At 62.3% G+C, this 17,257-nt stretch carries 17 protein-coding genes; 9 read left to right on the top strand and 8 right to left on the bottom strand.

Annotated elements, in window-relative coordinates:
• Positions 1-20: 20 nt before the first annotated feature.
• Together smpB and dapA are read right to left on the bottom strand one after the other, a co-directional pair.
• A complete protein-coding gene (gene smpB, locus ACR65N_RS02620) occupies positions 21-497 on the bottom strand; it encodes an SsrA-binding protein SmpB (protein WP_430305393.1) in 477 nt (158 codons plus the stop codon).
• 159 nt (positions 498-656) lie between these two features.
• A complete protein-coding gene (dapA, locus tag ACR65N_RS02625) occupies positions 657-1,541 on the bottom strand; it encodes a 4-hydroxy-tetrahydrodipicolinate synthase (RefSeq protein WP_440455616.1) in 885 nt (294 codons plus the stop codon).
• Positions 1,542-1,758: 217 nt separating this feature from the next.
• On the opposite strand from dapA, the gene ACR65N_RS02630 reads away from it, so the two are divergent.
• A complete protein-coding gene (locus tag ACR65N_RS02630) occupies positions 1,759-3,822 on the top strand; it encodes a lytic transglycosylase domain-containing protein (protein WP_440455617.1) in 2,064 nt (687 codons plus the stop codon).
• 699 nt (positions 3,823-4,521) lie between these two features.
• Here the strand turns inward: ACR65N_RS02630 and ACR65N_RS02635 are convergent.
• The 3 genes from ACR65N_RS02635 to ACR65N_RS02645 form a co-directional block, all read right to left on the bottom strand.
• Positions 4,522-5,580: a porin gene (locus tag ACR65N_RS02635; RefSeq protein WP_440455618.1), complete on the bottom strand. Its 1,059-nt coding sequence runs from the start codon at positions 5,578-5,580 to the stop codon at positions 4,522-4,524.
• A 100-nt stretch (positions 5,581-5,680) separates the two neighbouring features.
• Positions 5,681-6,784, bottom strand: coding sequence for a porin (locus tag ACR65N_RS02640; protein ID WP_440455619.1), 1,104 nt, complete (start codon positions 6,782-6,784; stop codon positions 5,681-5,683).
• A 528-nt stretch (positions 6,785-7,312) separates the two neighbouring features.
• Positions 7,313-7,735: a winged helix-turn-helix transcriptional regulator gene (locus ACR65N_RS02645; protein WP_430305398.1), complete on the bottom strand. Its 423-nt coding sequence runs from the start codon at positions 7,733-7,735 to the stop codon at positions 7,313-7,315.
• Between the two features lie 99 nt (positions 7,736-7,834).
• Between ACR65N_RS02645 and ACR65N_RS02650 the strand changes: the two genes are divergently transcribed.
• The 7 genes from ACR65N_RS02650 to ACR65N_RS02680 all read left to right on the top strand — a co-directional run bounded on the left by ACR65N_RS02650 (position 7,835) and on the right by ACR65N_RS02680 (position 14,028).
• Positions 7,835-8,563 carry an SDR family NAD(P)-dependent oxidoreductase gene (locus ACR65N_RS02650; RefSeq protein ID WP_440455620.1) on the top strand — a complete coding sequence of 243 codons (729 nt, stop codon included), beginning with the start codon at positions 7,835-7,837 and terminating at the stop codon, positions 8,561-8,563.
• A 411-nt stretch (positions 8,564-8,974) separates the two neighbouring features.
• The gene (locus ACR65N_RS02655; protein ID WP_440455621.1) at positions 8,975-11,329 is read left to right on the top strand and encodes a bifunctional diguanylate cyclase/phosphodiesterase; all 2,355 of its coding nucleotides are present in this window, start codon (positions 8,975-8,977) and stop codon (positions 11,327-11,329) included.
• Between the two features lie 12 nt (positions 11,330-11,341).
• Positions 11,342-11,803: a BLUF domain-containing protein gene (locus tag ACR65N_RS02660; protein WP_440455622.1), complete on the top strand. Its 462-nt coding sequence runs from the start codon at positions 11,342-11,344 to the stop codon at positions 11,801-11,803.
• 222 nt (positions 11,804-12,025) lie between these two features.
• Entirely contained in the window at positions 12,026-12,280 is a 255-nt protein-coding gene (locus tag ACR65N_RS02665) for a hypothetical protein (RefSeq protein ID WP_440455623.1), read from the top strand.
• Between the two features lie 199 nt (positions 12,281-12,479).
• A complete protein-coding gene (locus ACR65N_RS02670; RefSeq protein ID WP_430305404.1) occupies positions 12,480-12,797 on the top strand; it encodes a PepSY domain-containing protein in 318 nt (105 codons plus the stop codon).
• 25 nt (positions 12,798-12,822) lie between these two features.
• On the top strand, positions 12,823-13,425 hold the full coding sequence (locus tag ACR65N_RS02675; protein ID WP_430305405.1) for a general stress protein: 603 nt from the start codon (positions 12,823-12,825) through the stop codon (positions 13,423-13,425).
• A gap of 108 nt (positions 13,426-13,533) precedes the next feature.
• Entirely contained in the window at positions 13,534-14,028 is a 495-nt protein-coding gene (locus ACR65N_RS02680; RefSeq protein ID WP_440455624.1) for a YciE/YciF ferroxidase family protein, read from the top strand.
• A 110-nt stretch (positions 14,029-14,138) separates the two neighbouring features.
• Here the strand turns inward: ACR65N_RS02680 and ACR65N_RS02685 are convergent, their stop codons facing one another.
• Positions 14,139-14,639, bottom strand: a complete 501-nt coding sequence (locus tag ACR65N_RS02685) for a cupin domain-containing protein (RefSeq protein ID WP_440455625.1) — start codon at positions 14,637-14,639, stop codon at positions 14,139-14,141.
• Between the two features lie 180 nt (positions 14,640-14,819).
• The gene (locus tag ACR65N_RS02690) at positions 14,820-15,134 is read right to left on the bottom strand and encodes a hypothetical protein (protein ID WP_440455626.1); all 315 of its coding nucleotides are present in this window, start codon (positions 15,132-15,134) and stop codon (positions 14,820-14,822) included.
• Between the two features lie 173 nt (positions 15,135-15,307).
• On the opposite strand from ACR65N_RS02690, the gene ACR65N_RS02695 reads away from it, so the two are divergent.
• A complete protein-coding gene (locus ACR65N_RS02695) occupies positions 15,308-15,886 on the top strand; it encodes a carboxymuconolactone decarboxylase family protein (RefSeq protein ID WP_440455627.1) in 579 nt (192 codons plus the stop codon).
• A gap of 57 nt (positions 15,887-15,943) precedes the next feature.
• On the opposite strand, the gene ACR65N_RS02700 is transcribed toward ACR65N_RS02695, so the two are convergent.
• Positions 15,944-17,212 (bottom strand): DUF2254 domain-containing protein, encoded by a 1,269-nt coding sequence (locus tag ACR65N_RS02700; protein WP_440455628.1) that lies wholly within the window; start codon positions 17,210-17,212, stop codon positions 15,944-15,946.
• Positions 17,213-17,257 lie beyond the last annotated feature (45 nt).

A 17,257-nucleotide genomic window follows, 5' to 3' on the forward strand; every position in this document is an offset into this window, starting at 1 on the left:
TTTGCGGGAGACCGGCGGCGTCAGCCCGACTTGAGCAGCCTGCTCTTCTGCCGGTTCCAGTCGCGTTCCTTCTCGGTCTCGCGCTTGTCGTGCAGCTTCTTGCCCTTTGCCAGAGCCAGTTCCAGCTTCGCCCGACCCTTTTCGTTGAAGTAGATCTTTAACGGCACGAGTGTCATGCCCTCGCGATTGATGCCGACGCGCAGACGGTTGATCTCGCGCTTGTTGAGCAGCAGCTTGCGACGCCGGCGCGGCTCGTGGTTGAAGCGGTTGGCCTGCAGATATTCCGGTAGATGCGAGTTGATCAGCCAGATCTCTTCGCCTTCGTCCGAAGCATAGGATTCGGCGATGTTCGCCTTGCCCTCGCGCAGAGACTTTACCTCGGTGCCGGTGAGGACGATGCCGGCCTCATAGGTATCGATGATCTCGTAATTGTAGCGCGCCTTGCGGTTTTCCGCGACGATCTTGTTGACGATGCGCTGGCTGGCTCTGGGTGCCATGGACTGTGGTTGTCTCCGCCCTTGAAGGGTCTGGTTGCCGGTCGAGCGCGCCAATTCGGCGCTGCCCGGTGGCTGTATGTAGTGTTTAGTACCCGGCTTGGAAAGTCATCCGGCGCCAGCTTCGGTCGGAAGCCGCGGAACGCGGCCGGATGCTGCCTCTCAGTTCAGCAGGCCGGCATGTCGAAGTGCCGCATCGATCGCCGCCTCGGTGCCCGGCTCCAGCGTCGAAAGCAGCGGCGAACGGACGGTGCGGTTCATGCCGCGGGTCCTCGACAGCGCATATTTCGCGCCGCAGAGACCGGGCTCGATGAAGATCGCCTTGTGCAGCGGCATCAGCCTGTCCTGATATTCGAGCGCCTTGGCAAAATCGCCGGCAAGTGTTGCCTGCTGGAATTCGGCACAGAGGCGCGGCGCGACATTGGCGGTAACCGAAATGCAGCCCACGCCGCCATGGGCGTTGAAGCCGAGAGCCGTCGCATCCTCGCCGGACAGCTGGACGAAATCGGTGCCGCAGGTGATGCGCTGCTCGGAGACGCGCTCCAGCTTGCCGGTCGCATCCTTCACACCGACGATGTTCTTGTGCGCCTTGACGAGCGCCCCCATCGTATCCGGCAGCATGTCGATTACGGAGCGCGGCGGAATGTTGTAGATGATGATCGGCAGGCTGACAGCCTCGGCGATCGCGCCGTAATGGGCGATCAGGCCCTTCTGCGTCGGCTTGTTATAGTAGGGCGTGACCACCAGCAGGCCATCGGCGCCGGCCTTCTGGGCATGCTGCGCCAGCTCGATCGCCTCGCGCGTATTGTTGGATCCGGCCCCGGCGATGACCGGCACCCGGCCGCCAGCGACCTCGATGCAGATCTCGATGACCCGCTTGTGCTCGGCATGCGACAGGGTGGGCGATTCTCCGGTCGTGCCGACCGGCACCAGACCTGTTGAACCTTCGGCAATCAGCCACTCCACATGGGCGGCGAAGGCTTCCTCATCCACTGCACCCGCGTCGGTAAACGGTGTGACGAGCGCGGGCATGGACCCCTTGAACATGCGATGACTCCTGAGCGACCGACTTCACGCTTCGGCCGTAATATCCGGTTATGAGGCGGGCACCATAGAGCGGCCGATTGCGGGCGACAAGCCGAGTTCTCGCTGAATTGCAACAGATCGTGATGGGCTGAAGACACACGCGGCGGCATCCGGTAAGGTTCCGTTAACGAGACCCGTCGCTAACTGGGGGTAGCTCCTTCTTGCAACGAGTGAATGGATGAAAAAGTCTGTTCTGATCGCGTTCCTGATCCTGTCGACAGGGCTGGAAACAGCCTTGGGCGCACCGCTGCCAGACGGTCCGGCACCGCTTCCCTATGCACGGCCGGACCGGTTGACCGACGCGGCAATGCCGACCCCTGAAATCACCGGAGCCATTCCGCGCGCAGTACCCGACGCGGCGCCGATCACCCAGCTGAAGACCGGTCTCGACGCCCTTTCCGCCCGCGACCCCGCTACAGCAATCATCACCCGCGACGGGATGGCAAGAGGTTCGCTCGACCGCCACCTGCTGACCTGGGCCATCGCCACCTCCGGACAGCGCGGCGTTCCGTCTCGCGAGATAGCCGAAGCGCAGCAGGAGCTGCGCGGCTGGCCGGGCCTGCAGCATCTGCGCGCCAGCTCCGAGCGGGCACTCTACCTGGAAGCGCCCTCGCCCGAGGAAGCGCTGGCGGCATTCGGCAAGACCCGGCCTGAGACGCCGCAGGGCGCCATCGTGCTGGCACGCGCACTTGTCGCGACCGGCAAGCAGAAGGATGCGGCAGCCACATTGCGGCCGTTCTGGACCGGAGCGGCGCTCGACAAGGACCTGGAGGACCGGTTGCTGCAGGAGTTCGGCCGGCTGCTCACGGCCGCAGATCACCGTGGCCGGATGGATTACCTGATGTATCGCGGCCGTGTGGCCCAGGCGAAGCGATTTGCCGACCTCGGCGCGGCGCAGAGCCTTTATGCTGCCTGGGCAGCGGTTGCCGGCCAGGCCAAGAACGCCGCCGCACTGATTGATACGGCGAGCGCCTCCTGGGCGCAGGATCCCGCCTTCCTGTTCGTCCGCATCGAACATCTGCGCCATCAGGATCGTTACGAGGATGCGGCAGCGATCCTGGAAAAAGCACCGCGCGCCACATCCGAACTGGTGAATGCCGGCGAATGGTGGAACGAGCGGCGGATCATTGCCCGCGGGCTGGCGGACAAGGGAGATTATCGGCAAGCCTACCGGCTTGTTGCGACCCATGCCGCCGCCACGCCGGCCGATATCGCCGACGCCGAGTTCCATGCGGGCTGGTACGCGCTGCGGGCTCTGAACGATCCGGCCACTGCCGAGGGTCACTTCCAGCGCATACTGCAGGCTTCCACCCGGCCACTCTCGGCTTCTCGCGCTTGGTACTGGCTGGGCCGTGCAGCGGAAGCTGGAGGCCCGGGCAAGTCTGCGGACTATTATGCCAAGGCGGCCCGCTATCCAGCGACCTTCTACGGCCAGCTTGCCGCCGCCAAGCTGCAGATGAAGACGCTCGACGTCTCCTACCCCTCGCCCAGCGGCAGCGACCGGCTGACCTTCGAGACGCGCGAGGCCGTGCGCGCCATCGACAGGTTGGACGCCGCTGGCCATCCGAACCGTGCCGATGCGCTGTACAAGGCGCTTGCAGAAGAGCTGACGAGCCCTGGCGAACTGGCGATCCTCTCGGCGCGCGCCGAGCTCAACCGCAACCACGCACTCTCGCTGCAGATCGGCAAGACCGCCTTCAACCGCGGTGTCGACGTGGCGGCGCTCGCCTTCCCGGTCGGTGTCATTCCCTCGAGCGCCAACATTGCCGGATCCGGCAAGGCCCTGGCCTATGCGATCGCCCGCCAGGAAAGCGCCTTCAACCCCGCCGCCGTTTCGCCGGCCAATGCACGCGGCCTGCTGCAGATCCTCCCGGCGACAGCCCAGGGCGTCGCCAAGCGGCACGGCCTCAACTTCAAGGCCGACAGGCTGACCTCCGACGCCGGTTACAATGCGACGCTCGGCGCCCACTACCTTGGCGAGCAGATCGATGCCTTCGGCGGCTCCTACATCCTGACATTCATCGCCTACAATGCGGGGCCGCGCCGTGTTCCCGAATGGATCGCCCGCTACGGCGACCCGCGCGGCAAGCCGCTCGATGAGGTGATCGACTGGATCGAACGAATTCCGTTTCCGGAGACCCGCAACTACGTGCAGCGGGTGATCGAGAATTACGAGGTCTACAAGGTGCGCCTGGGCCAGACGGCGGAGATTGACAGCGACCTGCGCCTCGGCCGCCAGTGATCCCGGTTGCCGTCGTGCTGGGGCGTGTCCGACGGAGATATCGCACCGCCGCCCAGGCATCTCTAAGGTTCATCTGCAGGACCGAGCCCGAGCCCCGGGGAATTTCCGACAAGGCGGCGATCATTGCGTGAAAACGTCGCTATTCGTCCTTGAAGCGCTACGCGTCGCTCGACTGCGCAGCGTCATCCCGACGGGAACGCATTACCAACCGCACCAGTGGAGCATGTCTCACCTTGCGGATGGTCCGTCGCCAACTGGCGGATGACATGAAGGCCGCTGCCGTACCGTGCACGGGCGGCGCCGACGCCGCGGGCTCTTCCCAACAATGATTTCGGAGACATGGCCGGGTTGCAGTTTGACTGACGCTGGAATGGGTGGGGTCGCGGCCCCTCCCCGGAACTCTTCTACCGCGCCGTCGCCGACGGCAGGGGAAAGACGTGAATGCCGCAGGACCAGCACCGCGAACTTGTGCAGGAAGAGCTGCTCGCTGCGACATGCAGTGCGAGCCGACGCTCGAGCTCTCGAGCCTTGGAGCCTTGGAGCCTTGGAGCCTTGGAGCCTTGGAGCCTTGGAGCCTTAGAACAACTGCCGCAACATCCGCCCTTCGACAGCTTAGGTCCTGCCAAAGTCCCTAGACGGTAAAACGAAAAAGGCCCGGTCTTGCGGCCGAGCCTTTCTGACTGGAGGGTCGAATGCGGATCAGAACGTGCGCTGCAGGCGGAAGAAGCCCGACCATACGTCGTCAGCTGCACCGTCTTCTTCGGTGTACTGAACGCTGACCTTGGAATCCAGGCCTGCGGTGATCGCGTAGTCGAGGGTCACGCCAGCGCGCCAAGCTTCGCTGTCGCCGCTGAAGTCGCCGTTCGCCAGGTTGACGTCACGATTCCACCAGTACTGGACGCCCGGCGTGATGCCGAACTTGTCGTTGACCTTCAGTGCGTACTGAGCGGCAACAGTCCATTCTGCGAGATCGTAGTAGGCGTTTGCACCGCTCGAGTAGATGCCGGCGAGGCCGAGCTGGCCCGGGCCGATGTCAGCGGTCATGAGAGCGCGAACCGAACCGTTTTCAGCAGCAAAATCGTAGCCGCCGAGCAGGTAGGCCTTGATGCCGCCGAAGGTGCCGGAGATCTGGCCTTCGATACCAACATTGTCGTTGCCGGTGTAGTAGCCCGGGAACAGATCGCTGTAGGTCTTGGTCAGCTCGTCGGCGAAGATGCCAACCGAGAACGCGTCGGTGGTGAATTCGTAGCCGATCTGGTTGATGCGGTTCGAACCGATATCATCGGTTTCGCCGGACAGATCGTTATCCCAGTAGTTGTAGCCGTAGCCAGCGCGGAAACCGCCGAGCGTGATGAACGCTTCGTCGAGGTCGAGGCTGTTCTGCGTAGCATCGCCTTCGGCCCAGGTACGAATCGTGATCGTCGAAGCCAGCGCACCGAGTTCGGTGTCGGACTTGGCATTGACGGAGACTAGGCCGCGCGTACGAGCATTCCAGTCGAAATCATCAGCACCCGTCGGAAGACCGCCGGCGTCACGACGGGTACGGCTGTCCCAGTCCAGCTGTGCACGGACGTATCCGTTGATCTTGAGGCAGGTTTCGGTGCCAGGAATGTAGAAGTAGCCGGTGCCGAATGCATCGCAGACGCGAACGTATTCCATCGGCTCGGGCTCGGCAGCAACGATAGCGTCGGCAGCCTGTGCAGTCGATACGGCCATCAGCGCTGCGGAAGAAGCGAGAAGCAGAGATTTCATGTGCATGGAACACATCCCCTGATAATGTTATTTAGTAACGTTTTTGGGCTTGAAACAGGCCTGGCGCAATGCCGGGCCTGTCCCTAAATCAGGAAGCGGCGCTCGATCAGAACGTGCGCTGCAGGCGGAAGAAGCCTGCCCATACGTCGTCAGCGTTGTCGTCTTCCGTGTACTGAACACTGACCTTCGAGGTCAGGCCGGCCGTGATAGCGTAGTCGAGGGTTACGCCAGCCTTCCAAGCGTCGCCGTCGGTGAACGAGCCACCAGCGTCAACACCGGTGTTCCAGAAGTACTGGAAGCCGGGGGTGATCTTGAACTTGTCGGTGATCTTTGCTGCGTATTCAACAGCAACGGTCCATTCGGCAACGTCGTAGTAGGCATTGACGCCAGACGTCCAGATACCGGCAGCGCCGAGCGTGCCTGGGCCGATTTCAGCCGTTCCCATCAGACGAACCGAGCCTTCTTCAGCAGCGATATCGTAGCCGCCGAGGAGAGCCAGCTGTGCCGGGCCGAGGACGCCGGAGATCTGACCTTCAACACCAACGTTGTCGTTGATGCCGTCGTTACCACCACCGGTGCCGTAGGTGCCAGCGTTGAATACACCACCGAAGCTGCCAGGGCCAGTGCTCGGACGGCTGTAGGACTTCGTCAGCTCGTCAACGAATACGCCTGCCTTGATGGCGCCAGCGTTGTATTCGTAACCGATCTGGTTGATGCGGTTGGAGCCCAGGTTGTCGGTTTCACCCGAGAGGCCGAGGTCCCAGTAGTTGTAGCCGTAGCCAACGCGGAAGCCGCCAAGCGTGATGAAGGCTTCGTCGAGGTCGAGGCTGTTCTGCGTAGCGTCGCCTTCGGCCCAGGTACGGATCGTGATCGTCGAAGCCAGCGCACCGAGCTCAGTGTCGGTCTTGGCATTGAGTGTGAACAGGCCGCGGGTACGAGCGTTCCAGTCGAAATCGTCGGCACCAGTCGGAGCGCCTGCGGCGGTCCGGCGAGTACGGCTATCCCAGTCCAGCTGTGCACGGACGTAACCGCTGATCTTGAGGCAGGTTTCGGTGCCCGGGATGTAGAAGTAGCCGGTGCCGAATGCATCGCACACGCGAACGTATTCCATCGGCTCGGGTTCGGCAGCAACGATAGCGTCGGCAGCCTGAGCGCCGGATACTGCTGCGAGTGCAGCAGCGGAGCCGAGAAGAAGGCTCTTGATGTTCATAATGACCTCCAGTCAAGTTTCGTAAGGGTATGGGTTCTTTGGCTGAAGGACAGCATTCCCTGCCCCATCCCCGTCGGTTTTAGAAGACAGACGATCCACCGCCTCGCTTCTGTTGGTGACCATACAAGACCGACATCGGCTTGCAATCGCGAACTGCCCGCCGGACTTGCCTGCACACCCGCTTCACCAAGTCCTGTTGCTGAAAGGACACAAAACCGTGAGGCGAACCGTTCAATTTTTACCAATCATTAAGAAAAGCCTTAAGGGACAAGCATTTATGCGGACCGGAAGATGACCTCCGATGCCATGGAACCAACGCGAATCCCTGGAAACGCGGCGTCTTACGGAAAGGTGGAGCTCGGGTGTCGCCTGCGCCGCCTGTCTTCGCCGGCCATCGACAGAGCCTGCGGACGCCGAACTGGTCGAATCGTGCGGTGCGATTCTCGGCGCAGCGGACGGGCTCGCATGCGAGTCGCCATCGATAAGAGAGAGAGGAAGAGAGACCTGGAGACGGAAGGAGACACGCGATCACGTCCGGGCGCTGTCGTACTCCATCTGCGCACCTTCCATTTCGGGTCCATACGCCATCGCCCAGGCGTAGAGCGCTTCGAACGGCTCCCGAAGCGAATGGCCGAGAGGCGTGATCGTATACTCGACGCCGACCGGCGTCGTGGTGGTCAGCACCTCGCGGCGGATGAGGCCGTTGCGCTCCAACCGCTTCAACGCGTCGGCGAGCGCCTTGTGGGTGATGCCGTCGAGACGTCGCATGATCTCGTTGAACCGCGATGGCCTCGTGCACAGGACCGTCAGAATCAGGATCGACCATTTGTTGGCGATCTGCTCCAGCACCGGCCGCGCCTTCTGGACGTCCAGCAAGGCTTCCGGCGAGACGGGCTTCGGCCGCGCTGGCCGGCTGATCTCGGTAAAACGATCGTCTGTCAGGGCTGACATCGGTATACTCCGGGTTATCTGCTTTACCCATAGTGCGTAATTGACCGTAGATATAGCATATATATCTGTGAGCCTTCTTCTTTCTCTGATGGAGGTCACATGAGCAGACTTGAAAACAAGATCGCATTGGTCGTCGGCGGCAGTGGCGGGATCGGCAGTGCCATCACGCAAAGGTTCGCCAGCGAAGGCGCCCGCGTCTACGCCACCAGCCGCAAGGGAGGCGACGGCGATACCGGAGCAAACGGCACCGGCTCCGTCCTCTTCGTTCAGGCGGATGCAAGCAGCAACGCCGATCTCGGACGCGTCTTTGAAGAGATAAGGGTCGAGGAGGGACGCATCGACGTCCTCGTGGTGAATGCAGGGCTTGCCGAACACGCGCTCCTTGAAGACCTCAGCGAGGACCACTTCGACCGGACCTTCGGCCTCAACGTCCGGTCCCTGGTTTTGGCGGCACAGGGCGGGATCCAACTGATGCAGCCAGGCGGGACGATCGTGCTGATCGGCTCCATCGCCGGCGATATCGGCACGAAGGGATATGGTGTCTACGGCGCCACCAAGGCGGCGGTTCGCGCATTCGCGCGGACGTGGGCCAATGAACTCGCGCCGAAGGGCATCCGCGTCAACGTTGTCAGCCCGGGACCGACCGATACGCCGATGATGGCGAATGCCAGCCAGGAGATCCGCGACGCGATCGTCAGCCTGGTGCCGCTTGGCCGCATGGCCCGGCCCGAAGAGGTGGCCGCGGCAGCGCTTTTCCTCGCCAGTGACGAGAGCAGTTTCACCACCGGCGCGGAACTTGTCGTCGACGGCGGCATGAATCAGGTCTGACGCTGCGGTAGACGCACATACATAGAGTGAGGATACCGGCGCCCGTCTGGCGGCGCCGGTATCCGCACAGGCCTCCATCTCGCATCCATGTCCCGCGTCGGACCTTAGCCGTGACGCAGGAGATCGGCCGTGCGGGCGCGATGACATCCCCGCCGGAGCCGGAACAGGCTAGCCATGGCGGCGGAAACCGCCGGGACGCGATCCATCAGCGATTAGCAGGCGCCTATTGTATAAGTAACTACTGATATAAATGAGGCGCCGGACCGGGCCGTCGAACGCGGGCAAGATCGGCCGCCAAGACATGCAACTATTCTACACAATCTATTTATCATATTCAGACCTTCGACCCTGCCTTTCCTATCAGCCGTTAAGAACTCGCTGATATGAGCCTTCGGGAACGGAGGGAAGCCCATGCAGGACGTCTACAGCTGTCTTCGCGAAGCGCATGATCAGTACTTGTTGGCCATTGCCGCGATCGTGTGCATCGTTGGCGTCTACGCCTCGTTCTCGATTGCCAGACATGCGAGCCGTGCGGAAGGCCCCTCGAGACGGACATGGGCGGGCGTAGCCATCCTGGCTGCCGGCTGCACCGCATGGGCCACGCACATGATCGGCCTGCTTGCGTTTCAGCCGGGCATGCTGAGCGGGTTTGAACCGCTTCTGACGGCTGCTTCCTTGCTCTTCACGATCATCGGTATCGGTATCGCCGTCGCGACAGCGATCGGCAGACGCAACCGGCTCGGCCGAATGGCGTCGGGCCTGCTGCTCGGCTGCAGCATCATCCTGCTCCACTATCTCGGACAATCCGCCTTTATCGTTACCGGCCACGTCAGTTGGAACACCAGGCTGATCGGGCTTTCGATCGTCGCCAGCCTGCCCTTGTTCGCCGTTGCCATGGTCATTGCCGGCGAAAAGCGGCGCGCCTTGAGGAGGCTGGCGGCTCCCCTCCTCGTCGTTGCAGTAGCGGTTCTTCATTTTGCCGGAATGGCCGCGCTGCAGCTGGAATACGATCCGCGTATCCAACTGCCGGAGAGCGCCATCTCTCCGGACGTCATCGCACCGATCGTCGCATCCGTCAGCGCCGGACTGGTCCTGCTCGCCTTTGTCGGTCTCCGGTTCGCGCTGGCCGCACGTGCGCAGCAGCGCCGCGATCAACTTCGTCTGAAGCAACTGGCGGATCTCGCAGTCGAAGGGTTGCTCATCTGCGAGGACGACATCATCCAGGCGACGAACAGCAGCTTCTCCAGCCTGGCCGGCTTTAGGCAAGAGGATGCGGCCGGCAGGCCGGTCACCGCGCTCATCCCCGGCTTCGTGGCATCCGAACTGGACGAGGGAGAAGAACAGGACGCCAGCCTCAACCATGCCGACGGTCGATCGATCCCGGTGCGCATTCTGCGCAAGACAGTGGCCGTCGGCGCCAGACAGCAGACCATCATCGCCGTTCGAGATCAGAGCGAGCGGCTCCGAACCGAAAGCCGGATGCATGCGCTCGCCTATTTCGACGATCTGACGGGCCTGTCGAACCGACAGCGTTTCAACGAGATCCTGCAGGGCTGCTGCCATTCGACCGAGCGCGACGGCCATCCGTTCGCACTGCTGCTCCTCGACCTCGACCGGTTCAAGTCCGTCAACGATACGCTGGGGCATGTGACGGGCGACCAGCTTCTCACGCGCGTTGCCAAGCGGATCTGTGCCTGCGTCGGGGAGGCTGATGTGGTCGCACGGCTGGGTGGCGACGAATTCGCCGTCATCGTCCGCAATGCCGAGCATGCCGATCGAACTGCCGGCATGATCGCCGATCTCCTCGAACGGCCGTTCCTGATCGACGGTTCGGTGATCGATGTCACCAGCAGCATCGGCATCGCCGTCGCGCCTCGCGATGGTTGCGAACCGACCCTGCTGTCGCGTCATGCGGATCTGGCGCTCTATGCCGCCAAGCACGGTGGCGGCGCATCGTTCCGTCACTTTGAAAAAGAGATGAGCGAACGGGCGCAGGCGCGACGGGCGCTGGAGCTCGATCTGCGTCGTGCACTGGCCCGCGAGGAGTTTGACGTTCACTACCAGCCGCAGGTCGATCCGGGTTCGGGAGCGTATCAGGGCGCCGAAGCGCTGGTTCGCTGGCAACACCCCGTCAGAGGAATGGTGGCGCCGGCCGACTTCATTCCCCTGGCGGAGGAGATCGGTGTGATCGGCGCGCTGGGAGAATGGGTGCTGCGGACGGCATGTCTGGAGGCTACCGCCTGGCCCGACCATATCTCGATTGCCGTCAACCTGTCGCCGCTCCAGCTTCGCGACAGCAATTTCACCGCCATCGTGGCGAATGTCCTGCGTGAGACTGGCCTTTCCGCTTCACGGCTGGAGCTCGAGATCACCGAGAGCGCCTTGCTGCAGGACGGCGGGACGGCCTACCGCATTCTCCACGAATTGCGCGCGATGGACATCCACATCTCGATGGATGATTTCGGCACCGGCTATTCGTCGCTGAGCTATCTCAGACGTTTCCCGTTCACGAAGATCAAGATCGATCAGTCATTCGTCCGGCAGGTCCCCGAGGATCGGGATGCCGTCGCCATCGTCCAGGCGATTACGTCGCTTGCCGCTAAGCTGAACATGACGGTCACCGTCGAAGGTGTCGAAACAACCGAACAGCGGGACTTCACGATTGCCGAGGGCTGCAACCAAATTCAGGGCTACCTCATCAGCCGGCCGGTAGAACGATCGGTGATCAGGTCGCTGTTCAGCGTCGCAGACAAAGCCGTCGCCTAGGGAGATCACGCCATGCCCCTTTACCGCCTGTTGTACCGGAGCGACATCGCCCTGTCGCCGGAAGCCGGTCCGTTCGATGAGCAGATCGAGGCTATCGTGGCGTCGTCGGCACTTGCGAATACACGCGACAACCTTTCCGGTGCGCTCATCGCGTCGAATGGCGTCTTCATCCAGGCCCTTGAGGGGCCTCTGACGGCGCTGGAGACGACCTTCGAAAGGATCTGCCGCGACCTCCGGCACCGACGTGTGCGGCTGATCGAGCTTGCCGCGGCCGAAGAGCGGGCGTTTCCCGAGTGGCGGATGATCCGCGTCAACAATAAGGAAGATGTCCTCCAGCTCTGCAGCGAATTCGGCCTGCAGGGCTCAGGCCGGCCGGACGCCCTGAGGACGAGTGCCATCATCGCACTGATGCGATCTGTGCTGGTGAGCAATGCGAGTGTCGCGACCGGAGCAGGTTTCGCGCGGCACGGCTAGGCATCCTCGATCAGCCGCCGCGTCGACAGCAGACCCTGCGGACCGGGCCGACCCCCTACCCGCTCGCATAATCACGGACTGTATCCTCGCATCTCGTGTCGTCTGCCAGAGCGCCCGGACGGGTGGCGGATGTAGCGTTGGTGGTCATGGAACTTCGTGAGCGGTCGCAGGTTCGGCCGCCTCAAGAGATAGGTTTCAGTCCGAGGGGAGGATGTCAGCGTCGTGACCGAGCGAGCCAAGCAGCGCGGACCCGATAATCTCCATTCGCGGCAGACGGTCGCCGCCAGGGTCATCGCCCGTATGTGCGAGCGCGGCGTGGCGATCGATGCCGACGCGGAATTCATGGAGCTGGTCGGGCTTTGGACCAGCGGAGCAATCGACATGCAGGAATGCCGATCCCGCTATCTCGATCTGCTCAAGCGATACGAACGGGAACGGAGCCTCGGGCCGACACCGGCGGAGCAGAAAGCGCCGTGAACCTCCGACCCCCTGAAGGCTCACCGTCCTTATAGGTCGGCGGTCATGCTGACGCCATCGTCGTTTCCCGGTAGAAGTGGTTCACGCGCCCTTCCCGCCGGTAGCCAACTTGTGCGGTGCGACGGAACCAAACCTCTCCCAGCGGGTTGCCTGCTCACGGATCTGTGAACAAGGATCCAAACGAGAGGAAATTCCCGACATGAAGAAAATCATCTACGCCGCGGCGCTTCTTGGCGCGTCCGCGCTCTCCGCTGTCGCCCAGACGGCACCTGCCGCCACGACCAACGGCAACACTCCGGCAGTCGCCACGCCGGACTCCAAGAACACGACGGCGCCCGTCGAAGGCGCCAACAGCTTCACCGAAAGCCAGGCGAAGAGCCGCATCGAAAAGGCAGGCTACGCCGACATCAAGGATCTCAAGAAGGATGACAAGGGCATCTGGATGGCGTCCGGCATGAAGGACGGCAAGCCCGTCATGATTGCCCTCGACTATCAGGGCAACGTCGTCGCCAAGTAATTCAATCCTTCAAGGAGACTATCATATGAAGACGATCACTGGACTTTTCGACGATTACACCGATGCCAGCGCAGCCGTCAGCGCACTCGAAGCCGCCGGCGTTCCCTCCAAGGACATCAGCATCGTATCCAACAATGCTGACAATCGTCATGGCGAGCATTCCAACGCAGGCGAAGGCGCCGGCACGGGAGCCGGTATCGGCGCCGTGGTTGGTGGCGCTGGCGGTCTGCTGACGGGCCTGGGCCTGATGGCAATTCCGGGCGTCGGTCCGGTCGTTGCCGCCGGCTGGCTGGCTGCAACGGCTGCCGGCGCGGTCGCCGGTGCTGTCGCAGGCGGCGCAGCGGGCGGTCTGGTCGGTGCCATGACCAGCTCTGGTGTCTCCGAAGATGACGCGCATGTCTACGCGGAAGGCGTTCGTCGCGGCGGCTCCCTGGTCACTGCCAAGGTCGACGACGTGCTCGCACCGCAGGCAGACGTGATCCTGAAGCGCTCGAACTGGGTCGATCCGACCGAGCGACGCGCAGCCTACAATCAGGAAGGCTGGTCGACGTTCGACGACACGCTTGATCCCTATGGTCCCGACCAGGTCGAGCAGGAACGCCAGCGTTACCGCCGCACCGGCCTCTAATATCGCCCGTCTCTAATATCAATGGCGCACGACCCGTCAATCGGGACGTGCGCCTCCCATTGCTACCCGAGGTCACCGGACGCTGGCCATCACGGACAGGAGCCCATCATGGCTGACAAAATCAAGAAGCTCGACGAACTCTTTCACGACACGCTGAAGGACGTCTATTTTGCCGAAGGCAAGATCGTCGAGACACTGCCGAAAATGGAAAAGGCCGCCAAGAGCAAGGAACTCAAGGCTGCGTTCACGAAGCACCTTGCGGAAACCAAGGTCCACATCGAGCGCCTCGAACAGGTGTTCAAGATCATCGGCGCCAAGCCGGAGAAGAAGACCTGCGATGCCATTCTCGGGATCACCGACGAAGGTGACGAGATCATGAAGGAATACAAGGGTTCGCCGGCTCTCGATGCCGGTCTGCTGGCTGCAGCCCAGGCCGTCGAGCATTACGAGATGTCGCGCTACGGCACGCTGCGTACCTGGGCTCTCGAGCTCGAGATGAAGGATGCTGCCAAGCTCCTGCAGACGACGCTCGACGAAGAACAGGCCACCGACATCGCGCTGACCGAGCTTGCGACCTCGGTCGTCAATCAGAAAGCCGAATAACGTCACGATCTGGGGCTCCCGGTGCCGGGAGCCCTTCGACCTGCTTACAAAGCGCCAGATCGCCCACGATCGTCTCACGCTTGCGCCTGCTCCCTGGAGCGGCACGTCGCCTAGGCTTGCGGCCGAGGCGACAGGACGGAGTAGATGTTCTCGAAGGGCGGAGGCCCGACGATCGTCGAGCCGGAATCTTCCGCCGAACTCGCAATAGCTTCAAGATCGCCGTTGCTGAGCGCGCCGATCATCCGGAACGCTTTCTCCATATGTCCCGGGGAAAAAATGATGAGCATCCGGACTGGTTCATCCGACAGATTGCACCATGCGTGGGGCGTTCCCCGTTTGACCGTCGCCGCGTCCCCGGCAGATAGAGACAGGCTCTGGTCCCCGTTGGTCAGATGAACGCTGCCCTCGAGCACCACGAAGTGTTCCTCTTCGTTGGCATGGGTGTGAGCGGGTACGCCATTGCGAGCCTCGCCGACCATCTCGATGATGGTGTAGATGCCGTTCGTGTCGGCAGCCGACGTCAGTAGCCTGAAGCGCTCGCCGGGCGTGACTTCCCGCCATTCACTGTCGACGTTCGGGTTGATGGGCAGGATCGTCACGGATGTATTCATTGGAATCTTCCTCTCAAGCAATGCCTGACACTGCGTCAGGACAAGGCTGTCTTGGAAGATCCGTGCTACACGGCCGCTTCAATGGGCCGGTTTAATGTTTCAGACGAAGCTCACGGAAGGCTGCACGGAGGCAGGCGAGAGCGCGCGAAAAAGCGCTCCGCCTGCTCTCATCCCGGCCGGTTACCGGCTCGACACGTCGCGCGCGCCGGCCTCTTCGAATGCCGCCTGCGCCTTGGCGATATCTTCAAGCGCAAGATCGACGGACACCTGAAGCTGTCCCTCAAGTGCTGCATCGCTGCGTGTGCCAGAGCCTTCGCGGTTCAGGACATCACCTCCAGAGGGCTCCGTACCGGCCGTATTGTCCGCGCCCTTTGCCTCGACGAATACATCCGTGCGGTCGATCCCGTACTGCTGCACGAGATGCTCGATGGCGAGGTCGGCAGCTTGCCGGGTATCGAACGTGGCGTAGAGGGTTTTGACATTGTCACTGGACATCAAGCGGCTCCTGTTGCGTGCGAGGGAAACGGGATGTCGAGCCTCTGGTTCCCACAGGCATTGCGGCGCTCGCGGGCAATGCACATCGGCGCAAACCGATCGGGCGCGGGTGTCGTCATCTGCTCGTTTTTCGCGTAGCTTCGTGGCAGCTCTTTGGCCAAGGGAGGCACAGGATGTTCATCAGGACAGTCGAACCAGGCGAGGCAGACGGCGAGATCGCCGCGCTCTACAACGCCGAGATACAGTCGACGGGGCGCGTCATGCAGGCGACCCAGTGCTGGTCAGCGCGGTCGGATATCCTCGTCCCCGTCGAGAACCTGCTCCATCAGATCCGCGACGGGTTTTCCCTCGGGCTGCTCAACTTTCGGCTGATCACCTTCGTGGTCGCCCGGCACGTGCCGTCAAGCTATTGCTCCCACGTCTACTTCCGCAGCCTGTCAGGCATGCTCGGACGCGAGCAGGCGCTGGCGATCCGGAGCGACTACCGCAACGCCGGGCTGAGCGACCAGCAGGTCGAGATGCTCGCCTACGCGGAGCAGATCACCCGCGACGCGTCCCGGATCACGCAAGCCGATATCGAGCGGTTGCGAGATGTCGGCCTCTCAGACCTCAACATAGCCGACATCGCCTTGGCTGCCTCGTTCAGGAGCTTCATGAGCCGCTACTTCGATGCCGTCGGTGCGACCGTCGAAGCGGAATTCCTAGATGACGATCCGGCTGTCAGGGAGTTGATTGCGGTCGGGCGGACTTAGCCCGACGTTAGAGCACGGTACCGGTGTCGGCGTGGGCGAGCTCGATGCACAGCGACCTCAATCGGCCGCCGGCATCAGTGCCGCATCCCGTATTCGCTGCTTGTCCGCCTCGATATGCAGACTTGCCTCGGCTCTGGCTAACGCCTCTCTTGAATGTCTCGCGGCATCGAGGCGGAACTCCCTCTCGCTCATGCGCGACAATGCCTTGAACGTCTTCTGCAGCCTCAGTCCAACCTCTACCAGACCCGCGCCATCACGCGCTATCGGAGTGAATAGATCATCGAACAGATCCTGCAGCCTTAAGGGAACGACATGCAGTCGCGGGTACCTCACCTCGCTGCTCCGTTCCGGGTCCTCCTGTGGCTCAACCCAAACAGCCAGAATGCGCAGAGCCCTGGAGATCACATCGATCGCCGTCCCTGGATCATTGACAGCTGGCGACAAGGCGCGGGAGGCAATTTCCGACAGCACGGATGCCCCGAACCTCGGGTCCTGTTCGAAGGATCGGGTGTCAGCGATGGTGAAACAGGATGCGATCCGGTGAGTGAGTTCATCGTCCAATCCGCTGCTCGACCAGGCGATGGCCTCCGACGGATCGGCTAGTTTCCCGGGTATGGCCACGACGGAGATATCGATCTCAGCCTCTTCGGCAATCGCTGACAAGGCTGCGGCATCCACATGCTGGACGTAGCCGATATCGGAGGAGAATATCGGGTGGTTGGGATGTCCGATCCGGCCGGACGCAGCGTCGAGCGGTTGACCACCGAGATGAGGCGCAGATTTGGAAGCCCGTAGCGCCTTCACTGTAGCAGCCTCTACCCGCTGGGTTGTTTCCGTCACGCGCCCAAGCCGGGAAAGATGGTCGATCCAACGAAGGAGTGTAACAACAATGACAACGATCACCCCAATCGTCACGAAGAAGAGAACGATCCGACCTTGCTCGCCGTAGGCGCCAGTGGTGAGCGCAATGATGCCGACGAGGCTAAAGAGAAAGGAGCCGATAAAGGTGGCGAGCACGTTCTGCGTCGTGCTGTCCTCCATCACCAGTCTCGTCGCCCGCGGCGTGACGTTTGTTGTCGCTGCAGAGTATGCCGAGACCATGGTGCTGAGTGAGAAGGTCGTGACGGTGAGCATGCTGGACGCGATGATGCCGAGAATGTTGTCGACAGCATCGGCTCCAATTTTCGTCGATAGCCCGACAGGGATGTAGGGGGACACGACGATCGCAACGAGGGCCGTGGCGACCGCCAAGATCGAAAACAACGTCGCCCTCAGCCAGATGCGCCGCGTGACCCTGGAGATTAGCCACACCCACCTCGACGTCATGATAGTGCCCCGCGTTGTCGTGCGGACATAGTCCCTCCGCAGCAC

The sequence above is a fragment of the Rhizobium sp. SAFR-030 genome, assembly GCF_059415005.1.